The following is a 12,710-nucleotide window of genomic DNA, read 5'->3' as shown; positions in this document are numbered from 1 at the left end:
CTGCCCGGTTTCGGGTGGCCCCTCTTCGTCATGCACGAAAACCTGTCCTGCGTGAGGGCGTCTCAACCGAGCCTGACAGAGAGAGGGGCCGGAGCCCCTTGCCATGGAGCTGCCATGGAGCCCCTCGCGGCGGATTTCCCCGCGACGGAGCTTGTCGTACGGGGCTCGCTGTGATGAGGCCCGTCCTGTGGGCTGCTTCCGCCGCGTTCCGCTGTGTGAGGCGGCCGGGTGATGTTCCACGCTGGCATGTACCGGGGGCCGCGGGATGAGGGGTTGTCGGCGTGGTGGTGGATGATGGGGATGTGATGTCGGTGCAGGGAGGCGGCCAGATGCGGACGACTGGAGGCACGGGGGGTCGTTCCGGCCGTCAGCCACGGGATGGCCGCGGCCACCCGGATGGTTCGGCCGCGACCGTGGGAGTGGGCAGGTCCGCCGGGCGGACAGCCGCTCGCCGTACGGTGAGCGGCCGAGGGAAGGCGCCGACGGCGGCCAGCGCGGCAGCAACGGAAAGCCTCGCGGAGAAACGGTGGCGTGAGGCCCGCGAGGCTCGCCGTGCCGCCGGTGGACGTCAGCACGTCCGCCAGGATCGGCAGGCCCGTGGTCAGGCAGCCCGCGGCCAGGCGACGGCAAACGCCCGCGGTGAGAACGCCCGCGGCGACAGAAGTGGCTACGGGAGCACGGGCGGGTACGGCCGGGCGGCTCGCGGCATCGACCCGGATCGCCGCCCAGGCTGGCACGGCTCGAGCGAACGGGGTTCAGGCGCGCGGTCCGCTGGCGGTGCTCGAGGCGGGTCGGGAATCCGGCCGAGCCGTCCCCATGATGATTCCGATCGTCGTTCGGCCCGCCCCGCGGGTACACGCGGTGAGTCACGACAGGGTGAATCACGACAGCCGGCAGGAAACCGCTATCCGGATCGCGGGGCAGGCGGCGGGAACGACAGCCGGGCCAGTGGCAGCCGGGCCAGCGGATTTCAACGGTCCCAACCGTCGGCAGGTGGATCGCAGCCGGCGGGCTCCCGCTCCGACAGGCCGTGGTCGGCGGCGAAGAGAGCCGAGGGAACGAACGCCCCGCGGGCTTCCCGACAGACCTTCTCGGGCTCTTCCGCAGGAGGCTCCTCCGCGCAGCGCTCTTCCGCGCAGTGGCGGGATGCCGCGCAGCCGTCACGTTCCTCTGCTGACTTCTCCGGTCGACGTGAGCCGGGCCGGCCTGGGCGGCCGTCCGGAGCCGGCCGTACCGGCGGGCCGCCACGCGGCGATGCCGAGCAGCGTGGTCGCGGCTCGGCCGGGCGCGTGCCCGGTACGGGAGCCGGCACCGGACGTTTCGAACCGTCTTCGCAGACGCCGTCGCGTGGCGACCGGTACGGGCGCCCCGACCGGCGCCGTGACGATCGTCCCTCCACCCACGGCCAGGGACAGGGCCGTGGCGGCGGCCACGACGTCAGTGGCCGTACCGTTGGTGGCCCGGCCGCTGACAGTTCGCGCCGGACGCCGCCGCGGGGCACTTCCCGTCCGTCGGCCTATTCGTCGGCCAGCTCCGATCGTCGCGACGACAGCCGGACGTCCCACGCATCCGGCGGCGCCGACCGGCCGCTGACCGACCGGCGTGACGGGCCCGGCGGTGGATGGCGGGCGCCCAGCACCGAGTCGCGACCTGGCACCGCATCCACGCGGGAATCCCGGGAGCTCAGGGACACCCGAGCGCGGGACCAGCACAGCTATGATCATGATGCTCGGGATGTCGCCGCCCGGAACTCCGGCACGGCCGGGCCGGGACAGGCCGCGGCAGGCCCGCGGGATTCCGCCCGCCCCCGGGGCACCGACCGGCCGGGCGCCGCCCACACCCGGTCCGGTGAGCAGGGCACTGGCCGGCAGGACCACCCCGGGAAGAGAACCCCGGGACCGGACCGGCGGACATCGGGCACCGCCTCGTCGGCATCAGGTGCTCCAGCGGGACGCGGGGGCGGCCCCAGGCCATCGGTGTCCAGGCCGGGACGTGCTGGCGGTGCGGCCGGGACGGACCGTCGTGGTGCGACCGGTGCCGCCCACCGCCGTCCGCATGCCTCGGCGGGTTCCCCGGCGTCCCCGCACGGTGACGCGGGCGCCGGCCGGGGGGCTGGGCGTTCCAGCCGGCCGTCGGCGCCGGAGCTTCCCGACGAGGCCCGCGCCGAACTCCTCGACTTCGAGGTCACCCGGGAGCTGCGAGGTCTCGGCGCGTCCCTGGCCGAACCGGTGGCCCGGCATCTGGTGGCCGCGGGCATGTACCTCGAGGAGGACCCCGTACTCGCGCTCGCGCACGCCCGCGCGGCCGCGGGACTGGCGTCCCGGATCGCCGTCGTCCGGGAGGCGGTCGGGCTCGCCGCCTACCACGCGGGGGAGTTCGCCACGGCGCTCGCCGAACTGCGCGCGGCACGCCGCATCGACGGGTCCCCGCGGCACCTTGCCGTGATGGCCGATGCCGAGCGGGGGCTCGGGCGTCCCGAGCGTGCCCTGCTGCTCGCCCGTGATCCGGGCGCGGCCGAACTCGACGAGGAGGCCCGGGTCGAGTTGCTGATCGTCCTGTCGGGCGCGCGGCGTGATCTGGGTGAGCCGGATGCCGCGGTTCTGCTGTTGCAGGACGAGGCGGCCGCCGCCGGCGTGCGGCCGTGGAGCGCGAGGCTGTGGTACGCCTACGCGGAGGCGCTGCTGGCCGCGGGCCGTCCCGCCGACGCGGCACGCTGGTTCGTCTCCGCGGCGACCGTCGACGACACCGAGCAGACCGACGCGGCGGACCGTGCCGCGGAGCTGGATACCGCGGAGCTGGATACCGCGGAGCTGGACGCCGCGCAGCTGCCGGAAGGCGAAGCCGTTCTTCCCGCTCAGGAGCCCGATCAGAGCCCAGGGACCGTGTAGGCCATAGGCGCGCCCCGGACAGGTCCGGGTTGTTCGCCCGGCCGCCGGCCGCCGGCCGCCGGCCGCTTCGTCCCTCGACCAGCGGCTGTTCGTCCGGCTTATTCGTCCAGCGGGCGGATCAGCAGGCCGCTGCGCGGCTTGGGCGTGAACAGCGTCGACTTGCGCGGCATCCGTTCGCCGGCCGCGGCCACGGCGGCGACGTCCGCGGCCGGGGTCGGGTTCAACAGCAGCGCGATCGCGGCGGCCGGCGCCGCCACACCGGCACCGGCCGTGGACGTGCTGGACGCGGACGCCGCGGCACCGTCGGCCACCGATGCCGGCGTGGCGTCGCCAGGGGCGGGCACCGCCGGTGTCGCTGTCGATGCCGCCGCGGCGATCGCGGTGACCGCGTCATGCTGGTAGCCGACCACGTCCTCGGTGTCCGCCAGCCCCCAGACCTTTGTAATCAGTACGAGATGTGCGACGGTGACGTCGAGCTGGCGGAAGGCGGCGGAGCGGTCCGCCGGCAGTGCGTCGGCGAGCAGCACCGGGTCCGGATGTGTCAGCAGGAACGCCGCCCGGCCATCGGTGATCACGAAGGCGTGGCCGTCCTGGCCGGCCTTGGCCAGCTCGCTGAGCAGATACCCGCCCGCGGGGTCACCCACAGTGTCCAGCGGCTTCACCCGGAACGCCGTCCCAGCGCGGCGGACGGCCTCGGTGAGGGTCAGACCGCGCACGACCCGGTGGATCGCATGGACCTGCGGGCCGGACACCCGGGCGTCCACCAGGAAGGCCAGGCCGAAGTCCCAGGGGCCGGTGCCGTCCCCGGCCGCGTGGCGGTCGGCCTGGTAGCGGCGGTAGGTGGCATACCGGTGATGGCCGTCGGCGATCACCGCCCGCCGCCCGTACAGATCGTCGGCGACGGCGGCGAGCCGCTCCTGGTCGGTCAGCGCCCAGATGCGGTGGGAGACGCCGTCGTCGGTCGTCGTGGTCAGTAGCGGTGTGGTCGTCACCGTCTCGGCGACGATCCGGCTGGCGGCCCCGCCGCCCTCGTACAGCAGGAAGATCGGCTCGAGGTTCGCTCCGGTGGCCACGGTCAGGGCCAGCCGGTCGGTGACCGGCCCGGTCATGGTGTTCTCGTGCGGCAGGATGATCCCCGCGTCCGGGTCGGCCAGTGCCACCGCGCCGACCAGGCCCCGCTGGACGTGCCCGTCCTGGGTCTGCTCGTACACGTACAGCGCCGGGCGGTCGTCACGGCGCAGGACCGCGTCGGCGGTCCACACGCGCAGGGTGTCCGCGGCCCGCCGGTAGCGGCTTCCCGGGGAGCGCTCGTCGTCGCGGGGGAGGATGAGCCGGACGGCGTTGTGCGGATGCCGTGCCTCCAGCGCGGTGACACCGGCGGCGTCGATCACGTCGTAGGGCGGTGCGGTCCGCGACGCCAGCTCCTCGCCGTCGTCCGCGGCATACCGCAGGGCCCGGAACGGCGCCAGGACCAGTCCGCCAGGTGAGGGTGGTGCCGGGGGGACGGGAGCAGCCATGCGGCGATCGTATGGGTCCGCCCGCCACAGACGCCGCCGACACCGGACGGGCACCGCCGACATCCGCCCCGTGGAAGTGCCTCCACCCCGTGGAAGTTGTCTCTGTCTTGTGGAAGTGCCTCATGGACGCCACTGGCAGCGAGGAAACATCCGCCACTGTGGACGGGACGACGGGCGGCGGGGACGCTGAAAATGGTACGCACCTCCACCGATCAGCGCGATCGGTGGGAGCGGGGACCGGTTTCCGGCGACACTGGGAGCTGGACCTCGGGCCACCGGCGTCCGGCCGCCGCGGGCGCCGACGCTGGCATATCGGAGGTTCGCCGGAGGTTCAGACGGGTACCGGGGCGCGGACGTCACCGGATCGCGGCACGGCAGGGAAACGCAGGAAAACGGGCAACCAGGAAACCTGGGCAACCTGGGAAACCAGGGCAGCCAGGTACAGGCGACGAGGGAGGCGCGGATGTCCGGCGGGCACGACGGACCGGTTGCCGGCGAGGGGAGTGGCCCCCGCGACGAGTGGCTGCCCGCGGGCCCGGGGCACATCCCCGACACCCCCACGCCCGACACCCCCACGCCCGACACCCCGGTTGCTGGCATCCCCGCTCCTGACGGTGACGGCGCGAACAGCGCGGAGGGGGCCGACACCGGCCTGGCTGCCACGGCTTCCGGCGCCGGTACCGCGGGTGCCGCTGGTGCCGCCCAGCCGAATGGCGGCAGCCCTGATGGCAGTCCTGGCGGCGAGGTCTACGACTGGTACACCCGGGGTGTCGCCCTGCTCGACCGGGGCAACGCCAACGCCGCGGTCCAACTGCTCGCCCATGCCGTGGCCGCCGAACCGGGTTCGCGCAGCGTCCGGGAGGCGCTGGCCCGAGCCCAGTTCGACGCCGGCCAGTACGGCGCGGCCCGGGAGAGCTTCGCCTGGATCGTCGCCCACGACCCGACCGACGACTATGCCCAGTTCGGGCTCGGCATGGCGGCCCGCCGCACCGGTGACCTGCGCGCGGCGGTGGAGCATCTGGCGCTCGCCGTCGCGATGCGCCCGGACCTCGGGCACTACGGGCAGGCGCTGCGGGGTGTGCGGGCCGCGCTCAACCGGCCGGTGCGGGGACGGCCGTGACCCACGGCCTGCGCCTGCCCGCTCAGCCGGCCAGCCCGGGCGACCCAGGCGAGCAGGGCGAGCGGGGTGGGCAGGGCGGGAGCGGGCCGCTGTCGGCGTCGCCGGCGCCGCTCGTCGACGTCCACGACGCCGCCCTGATGGACCTCGACGGGGTGGTGTACCGCGGGTCCGAGGCGGTGCCCCACGCGGCGCCGGCCATCGCCGCCGCCCGTGGACGCGGGATGCGGGTGGTGTTCGTCACCAACAACGCGCTGCGGATGCCGGCCCGGGTCGCCGAGCGGCTGCGTTCCTTCGGGGTGCCCGCGGCCCCGGCCGACGTGGTCACCTCCGCGCAGGCGGCGGCGCGGCTGCTCGCCGAACGCCTGCCACGCGGGGCGGCCGTCCTGGTCGCCGGCGGGGAGGGCCTGCGCGAGGCGGTGCGGGACATGGGCCTGCGGCCGGTGACGGCCGCGGCGGAGGAACCAGCCGCGGTGGTGCAGGGCTTCGACCCCGCCATCGACTACGCCCGGCTCGCCGAGGCCGCGCTCGCGATCCAGGCGGGAGCGTTGTGGGTCGCGAGCAACACCGACGCCTCGGTACCGACCGAACGCGGCCTGCTGCCCGGCAACGGCTCGCTGGTGGCGATGCTGCGGACCGCGACCGGGATGGTCCCGCTGGTGGCCGGCAAGCCGGAGCGGGCGTTGCACGAGGAGTCGGTCCACCGTGCCGGCGCCCGCTCGCCCCTGATCGTCGGTGACCGGCTCGACACCGACATCGCCTCCGCCGTCCGTTCGGGCACGCCGTCCCTGCTGGTGCTCACCGGGGTGACCGGCAGCGGCGAGCTCCTGCGCGCCAGGGCGCCGTACCGGCCGACCTATCTCGCGGCCGATCTGCGGGGCCTGCTCGTACGCCATCCGGGCACCCGGGTGTCAGTGCCAGCGTCGGCGTCGACTGCCGGTGACGGCTGTACCGCCGGTCCGGTGGACGGGGCGGGACCGGACGGGGTGGAGGCGTTCTGCGGCCAGTGGGCGGCCCGGGTGCGGGCGGGGACCCTGACCTGGCGGAGGATACGGCCGGCGGGACGGCCCGCCGACCGGCCGGAGGCCGTGAGCGCCACCGACGGTGACAACCCCGGGGGCGGGGAGAGCCTGCCGGGTAACACCCCGTCCAGGGACGCCGCGTGGGCACGGAAGGGCGGCCCGCCGGACGGCGGTGTACCGCGCAACGACGGTGGTGTACCGGACGACGGCCTGGACGCGCTGCGGGCGGCGTGCGCGGCCGCGTGGGCGGCGGCGKACGCGGGCGACCCCGTGCGCGAACTGGCCGGCGACCGTCCACCCAGCTGTGCCGATCTCGCCTAGAGGGAGCGATCCCGCCGGAGGCGCGATCGTCATGCCTGACGGGATCCCGCCCTGGAGCGTTCCCGGCGGCATCGCGTGGTGGCCTGGCGGGCGGGCCACCGCGGGTGTCAGCCGCGGATACACGGCCTGTGGTCTCGTGTGCACCATGGGTATATGACAACTGCCCGCAGATGGTGATCATCCATTGCGGACGGCGACCTACGGGATGATCCGTGGGGCAGCCTACAGCAGGGAACGCATCCGCAGCAGGTCCCACATGCTGGCGTCCACCTTCAGCCGGCCGCTGGTCCATGCTGAGGTGAGATCCAGGCTACCGTCGGTGACGGCGATCAGGTCGTCGCTGTTCACCGTGACGGTCACCTGTCCCGCCGTACCGTCACCTTCGATGATGATGATGTCGAGGACACTGCCGTCACGCAGTTCCGTGCAGAAGCTTGCCCCGAGATCAGGAATCCTGCACACGATCGTGCGGTCGGGCGCGAGGCTACGCAGGCGGTCGTCGGCGAGTTCGTTGAGTCGCTCCGCCAGCGTGCGCAACGCCGTCGCGCACTGCTGCATGGTCGCCATACCGGTTGATTCCTCTCTCCGGTCAGGTCCGTACCGTGCCCTGCCCGCCGTCATCCGTCAACAGATAGCAGCGGCTGTCTTCCGTCGCCGACCGGCGGGCGGCTGTGCCGCCCGTTGTGCCGGGGCGGCCCGGTCGCGATGCACCCGGCCGCAACAGTCAATACCGTGGACGGGATCCGACATGCTGGATGGGACGACAGCGGCGTGCCGCGGGGCGACACCCCTGCCACCACTGTCACGGAAGAGGGCACCGTATGACCGTTGACGTCCCGGACGACGTCCAGGCCGCGCGCGCGCAGGTGGAGCGGCTGCCGACGCTGCCGGTGTCGGCCCACGTCGCTGTCTTCGAGGAGGTCCACCGGCTCCTGGACGGCGTGCTGGCAGACCTGGACGGGCTCGCCACCGCCCCCCCGCGGCCGGCGGACGGCGACGGCCCGGTCCGCGGACCGGATCCGCGGGGCCGGGACGCCGTCCCCCCGTCGCGGGCGCCCGGCCTGCCGGGACCGCACCAGCAGGGGCCCGGGCCGCGCCCACCCGGCCCGGGCGTGCCCCGCCCGCAGCCACCCGGGCCAGATGCGCCCCGGCCGCAGCCGCCCGGGGCTGGCGGGCCTCGTCCAGGTGGTCCCCGGCCGGGGCCGCCGCCCGGTGCGCCCGGCCGGGCACCGGCGTGACCGGGACGAGGCGTCCTGTCGTGGCTCGCCGGACACGGTTGGACCGTGAGCTTGTCCGGCGCGGCCTGGTGCGCTCCCGTGAGCAGGCCGGCGAGGCGATCGTGGGGGGACGGGTCCGGGTGGCCGGGCGGCCGGCGACCAAACCCGCCACGGTCGTCGACGACATGACACCCATTGTGATCGTCGCCGGTGACGATCCCGGCTACGTCTCGCGGGGTGCCCACAAGCTGCTCGCGGCCCTGTCCGCCTTCGGTGGGAATGCCGCCGGCCAGCAGGCCGCCGGAGACGGCGGTGCGGGCCGGCTGTGGGTGGCCGGGCGGCGCTGCCTGGACGCCGGAGCGTCCACCGGTGGTTTCACCGACGTCCTGCTGCGCCACGACGCCGCCGAGGTCGTGGCGGTCGACGTCGGGTACGGCCAGCTGGCCTGGCGGCTGCGCACCGACCCCAGGGTCACCGTCCTCGAGCGCACCAACGTCCGTTTCCTCACCGCCGAGGCGATCGGTGGGCCGGTCGACATGGTCGTGGCCGACCTGTCGTTCATCTCGTTGCGGCTGGTGCTGCCGGCGCTGCGGGCCTGCGCCCGACCGGCGGCCGACTTCGTCGTCCTGGTCAAGCCGCAGTTCGAGGTCGGGCGCGCGGACCTCGGGCCGGGCGGGGTGGTGCGCGACGTGGCCCTGCACGCCCGCGCGGTGCGGGATGTCGCGCAGGCCGCGGCCGAACTGTCGCTGGGTGTGCGTGGCGTCGTCGCAAGTCCCCTGCCGGGACCGGCGGGCAACGTGGAATACCTGCTGTGGCTCGTCGGGAACGCTCCGCCCATGCCGCCGCCGCGGCTGACCGAGGCGATCGCCGCCGCGATCGCGGCCGGCCCGGCCGGCGGCCGCGCCGCTTCCGCCCCCGACGCTGATCTTGCCCCCAACACCGCTCCTGCCTCCAACGCTGCTCCTGTCTCCGGCACCGGTTCTGTCCCTACCGTCGATTCCGTCTCCACCGCCTATCCTGGTTCCGATTCCGAGCCGTCCACCGAGCGTGACGAGGGTCGTCGATGAGCCGGAAAGCCCAGTGAGCCGGGAAGTCCTGGTGGTCACCCACCCGCGCCGTTCGGTCGTCCGGGAGATCGCCCAGCGGGTGCTGGACCAGTTCGTCGCCGCCGGGGTCGCCCCGCGGGTTCTGCGGGACGAGGCCGAACTGCTCGACCTGCGCTGCGACAACGTGGTCCCGCCCGATGACGCCGCCGCGTTCGGGGTCGAACTGGTCCTCGTGCTCGGCGGGGACGGCAGCCTGCTGCGCGGGGCGGAGTTCGCGCGCACCGCCGACGCGCCCCTGCTCGGCGTCAATCTCGGCCATGTCGGTTTCCTCGCCGAAGCCGAGCCGGACGCGCTGGAGTCCACTGTCGATCATGTTGTCCGCAAGGACTACCAGGTCGAGGAGCGGATGACCGTCGACGTGGCGGTCCGTCACCGCGGCAAGCTGGTCTACGAGGGCTGGGCGCTCAACGAGATGTCGCTGGAGAAGGTCGACCGCGCCCGGATGCTCGAGTGCGTCGTCGAGGTCGACAACCGCCCGCTGTCCCGGTGGGGCTGCGACGGCATGATCTGTTCGACCCCGACCGGGTCGACGGCGTACGCGTTCTCGGTCGGCGGCCCGGTGATGTGGCCGGGCGTCGAGGCCCTGCTGGTCGCGCCGATCAGCGCCCACGCCCTGTTCGCGCGTCCGCTGGTGCTGGCCCCGACGTCGTCGGTCGCGATCGAGGTGCTGCCCGCCACGCCGGCCGTGCTGTCCTGCGACGGCCGGCGGTCGGTGGACGTCGAGGCGTTCTCCCGGGTGGAGGTCGTGCGGGGACGCCGTTCGGTGCGGCTCGCCGTGGTGCACCCGCGCCCCTTCACCGACCGGCTGGTCGCGAAGTTCGATCTCCCGGTGGCCGGCTGGCGGGGACGCGGCGGCCGATGAACAGCGGCCGGTGAGCACGGTGGRCGCGGCGTGGCCACCCGCACCGGCGGTGTGTTGGCCGGCCGGCCGGCGGCGTGGACGCCGCACCCCATAGAGTCACGTTTGTGYTCGAGGAGGTTCGCATCCGCGGGCTCGGGGTCATCGACGACGCCGTGCTCGAGCTGGCGCCCGGCCTGACCGTGGTCAGCGGCGAGACCGGAGCCGGCAAGACCATGATCGTCCAGGGGCTCGGGCTGCTCACCGGCGGGCGCGCGGACGCCGGTCTGGTGCGCCCCGGCGCGGCGCGGGCCTTCGTCGACGGACGGCTGATCGTCTCGCCGGACGGCCCGGTGGTCGAACGGGTCCGCGACGCCGGTGGCGAGTGCGACGAGGACGGTCTTCTCCTCGGGCGGACGCTGACTGCCGAGGGCCGCTCCCGCGCGCACGTCGGCGGACGGGCGGTGCCCGCCAGCGTCCTCGCCGAGGTCACCGACGGGCTGATCGCCATCCACGGCCAGTCCGACCAGCAGCGGCTGCTGCGCACCGGGGAGCAGCGCGCCGCCCTCGACCGGTTCGCCGGCGACGCCGTCGCCCAGCCCCTGGCCGTCTACGCCACCGCCTACACCCGGCTGCGCACGGTCTCCGCCCGGCTCGCCGAGATCACCGGTCGGGCCCGGGAGCGTGCCGCCGAGGCCGAACTGCTGCGGACCGGGCTCGCCGAGATCGAGAAGGTCGACCCCCGTCCCGGGGAGGACGCCGCGCTCGACGCCGAACTGCGCCGGCTGGAGCATGCTGAGACGCTGGCGCAGGCCGCCAGCGGCGCCCACGCCGTGCTGGTGTCCGACCCCGCCACCGGCGACAGCGTGCCAGGCGCCACCGACCTGGTGGGGACCGCCCACCGCATGGTCGCGGCGGAGGCGTCCCTCGACCCGGCCCTGTCCGAGCTGGCCGACCGTCTGCACGAGGCCGGGATGCTGCTCGCGGACGTCGCCGCGGACCTCGCCTCCTACGCCGCCGGGATCGACTCCGACCCGGTCCGGCTCACCGCCGCCGCGGACCGCCGGGCGGCGCTGTCGGCCCTTGCCCGCGCCCACGGCACCGACCTGTCCGGCGTCCTGGAATGGGCTGACCAGGCCGGGCGCCGCCTGCTCGAGCTCGACTCCGACGAGGACCAGGTCGGCGTGTGGGCGTCCGAACGCGACCGGCTGGTCACCGAGCTCGCCGGGCTCGCCGGGCGGATCAGCGCCGCCCGCGGGGACGCGGCGGAGAAGTTCGCCGAGGCGGTCGCGGCCGAGCTCACCGGCCTGGCGATGCCGCGGGCCAAGGTCGAGGCGGTCGTCACGCAGCGTTCCGACCCGGCCGGCCTCCCCGTGGCCGGGCAGGTGCTCGCCTATGGCCCCACCGGGGTGGACGAGGTGGAGCTGCGGCTCACACCGCATCCCGGGGCGCCGTCACGCCCGGTGCACAAGGGAGCGTCCGGGGGTGAGCTCTCCAGGGTGATGCTCGCCATCGAGGTCGTCCTCGCCGCTGGCGACGTCGCCACGACGATGGTCTTCGACGAGGTCGACTCCGGTGTCGGTGGGCGGGCCGCGGTCGAGGTCGGGCGCCGCCTCGCCCGGCTGGCACGCACACACCAGGTGATCTGCATCACCCATCTGCCTCAGGTGGCGGCCTTCGCCGACCGTCATCTGGTGATCAACAAGGCCGACGACGGCTCGGTGACCCGCAGTGGGGTGACAACCCTCGACGACACCGGTCGGGTCCGCGAGCTCTCCCGGATGCTCGCCGGCGTCGAGGAGAGCACGCTCGCCCGCGGCCACGCCGAGGAACTGCTCGCCAACGCCGCCGCCGACAAGGCCAACATCCCCTGACCACGTCTGGGTTCTGTGATTGCCACGCACGGTAGCAACAATGGTCGTATGGCCACAACAATGGTCGTATGGCAGATGGCCCCGCCGCCGAGCCGCACTGCACCGAGTGCGTGATCAAGAATGGTGGCTCCGTCCCGGAAGACCTCGTYCCGCGGGCCGACGCGCGCACCGGGCCTCGTGGATGTTCTGATGCAGCTGCCAGGGCTCGCGCACCGGGTCCACACGCGGCAACTACGGGAGATCGTCGAAGAGTACGAGCGGGAGCACGGCCCACTCGACATCGATGGCGTCCAGGACGCGCTGGCGGAATGGCCCGACATCTAGGGCGTGTATCGAAAGCGCCGGTCACAGCCACCCGTTGCTCTGAGGCAGGGGTAAACCGCTACTTCAGCGGTGGATGTGGCGAGTACGGTGTGGCTGTGGCCGGTGATCGCGTGCAGCGGCGGTCACGGAGACAGACGCGCGGACGCGAAGGAGCGAATGGTGCCAGGCGCTGTACTGCGAGGGGTGACTCTGGACTGTGCCGACCCGCAGACGCTGGCGGGCTTCTACGGTGCACTGACCGGGATGCGCGAACTCTTCAGTACGGACGAGTTCGTCGCTCTGACGGACGACTCCGGCTGTGATCTGGGATTCCAGAGGGTTGACGGATACCGGGCTCCGCAGTGGCCGGGTCAGGACGTGCCACAACAGTTCCACCTGGATTTCCGCGCTGACGACCTCGATGCGATGGAAGAGCTGGCCCTGGAACTCGGCGCGGCCAAACCGGACCATCAGCCCGGCGACGGACGCTGGCGGGTACTCCTGGAT

General features: G+C 73.9%; 11 protein-coding genes. 9 read left to right on the top strand and 2 right to left on the bottom strand.

Annotated features, from left to right (window positions below; all coding sequences use genetic code 11):
• The first annotated feature begins 1,976 nt into the window (after nt 1-1,976).
• A complete protein-coding gene (locus BL254_RS23995; RefSeq protein ID WP_076845277.1) occupies nt 1,977-2,888 on the top strand; it encodes a tetratricopeptide repeat protein in 912 nt (303 codons plus the stop codon).
• Between the two features lie 98 nt (nt 2,889-2,986).
• Here the strand turns inward: BL254_RS23995 and BL254_RS23990 are convergent, their stop codons facing one another.
• The gene (locus BL254_RS23990) at nt 2,987-4,405 is read right to left on the bottom strand and encodes a DUF1015 domain-containing protein (protein ID WP_139342482.1); all 1,419 of its coding nucleotides are present in this window, start codon (nt 4,403-4,405) and stop codon (nt 2,987-2,989) included.
• A gap of 463 nt (nt 4,406-4,868) precedes the next feature.
• On the opposite strand from BL254_RS23990, the gene BL254_RS23985 reads away from it, so the two are divergent.
• Nucleotides 4,869-5,525 carry a tetratricopeptide repeat protein gene (locus BL254_RS23985; RefSeq protein WP_139342481.1) on the top strand — a complete coding sequence of 219 codons (657 nt, stop codon included), beginning with the start codon at nt 4,869-4,871 and terminating at the stop codon, nt 5,523-5,525.
• On the top strand, nt 5,522-6,865 hold the full coding sequence (locus BL254_RS23980; protein ID WP_076845273.1) for an HAD-IIA family hydrolase: 1,344 nt from the start codon (nt 5,522-5,524) through the stop codon (nt 6,863-6,865). The genes BL254_RS23985 and BL254_RS23980 overlap by 4 nt, the downstream gene beginning before the upstream one ends.
• A 222-nt stretch (nt 6,866-7,087) precedes the next feature.
• On the opposite strand, the gene BL254_RS23975 is transcribed toward BL254_RS23980, so the two are convergent.
• Nucleotides 7,088-7,432: an SCP2 sterol-binding domain-containing protein gene (locus BL254_RS23975; RefSeq protein WP_047224645.1), complete on the bottom strand. Its 345-nt coding sequence runs from the start codon at nt 7,430-7,432 to the stop codon at nt 7,088-7,090.
• 254 nt (nt 7,433-7,686) lie between these two features.
• Between BL254_RS23975 and BL254_RS23970 the strand changes: the two genes are divergently transcribed.
• The 6 genes from BL254_RS23970 to BL254_RS23945 form a co-directional block, all read left to right on the top strand.
• Entirely contained in the window at nt 7,687-8,103 is a 417-nt protein-coding gene (locus BL254_RS23970) for a hypothetical protein (protein ID WP_047224644.1), read from the top strand.
• Between the two features lie 20 nt (nt 8,104-8,123).
• Nucleotides 8,124-9,149, top strand: coding sequence for a TlyA family RNA methyltransferase (locus tag BL254_RS23965; RefSeq protein ID WP_076845271.1), 1,026 nt, complete (start codon nt 8,124-8,126; stop codon nt 9,147-9,149).
• Nucleotides 9,150-9,162: 13 nt separating this feature from the next.
• Nucleotides 9,163-10,050: an NAD kinase gene (locus tag BL254_RS23960; protein ID WP_047224642.1), complete on the top strand. Its 888-nt coding sequence runs from the start codon at nt 9,163-9,165 to the stop codon at nt 10,048-10,050.
• Between the two features lie 104 nt (nt 10,051-10,154).
• Nucleotides 10,155-11,900: a DNA repair protein RecN gene (gene recN, locus BL254_RS23955; protein WP_076845269.1), complete on the top strand. Its 1,746-nt coding sequence runs from the start codon at nt 10,155-10,157 to the stop codon at nt 11,898-11,900.
• Nucleotides 11,901-12,089: 189 nt separating this feature from the next.
• A complete protein-coding gene (locus BL254_RS29035; RefSeq protein ID WP_256386275.1) occupies nt 12,090-12,224 on the top strand; it encodes a hypothetical protein in 135 nt (44 codons plus the stop codon).
• 156 nt (nt 12,225-12,380) lie between these two features.
• Nucleotides 12,381-12,710, top strand: a 330-nt coding sequence (locus tag BL254_RS23945; RefSeq protein WP_175648473.1) for a VOC family protein, incomplete at its 3' end; no start/stop codon positions are given.

Origin of the sequence: Protofrankia sp. BMG5.30, assembly GCF_001983005.1 — a bacterium.
In the GTDB taxonomy this organism is placed as follows: domain Bacteria; phylum Actinomycetota; class Actinomycetes; order Frankiales; family Frankiaceae; genus Protofrankia; species Protofrankia coriariae.
The sequence above is the reverse complement of the archived record's forward strand: the minus strand, read 5'-3'. Positions and strand labels throughout refer to the sequence as shown.

Bases quoted from the DNA above. Each gene is read 5' to 3' on its own strand.
- BL254_RS23970 (WP_047224644.1), top strand. From the start codon at position 7,687: ATGACCGTTGACGTCCCGGACGACGTCCAGGCCGCGCGCGCGCAGGTG.
- BL254_RS23990 (WP_139342482.1), bottom strand. From the start codon at position 4,405: ATGGCTGCTCCCGTCCCCCCGGCACCACCCTCACCTGGCGGACTGGTC.
- BL254_RS29035 (WP_256386275.1), top strand. From the start codon at position 12,090: ATGCAGCTGCCAGGGCTCGCGCACCGGGTCCACACGCGGCAACTACGG.
- BL254_RS23975 (WP_047224645.1), bottom strand. From the start codon at position 7,432: ATGGCGACCATGCAGCAGTGCGCGACGGCGTTGCGCACGCTGGCGGAG.
- BL254_RS23985 (WP_139342481.1), top strand. From the start codon at position 4,869: ATGTCCGGCGGGCACGACGGACCGGTTGCCGGCGAGGGGAGTGGCCCC.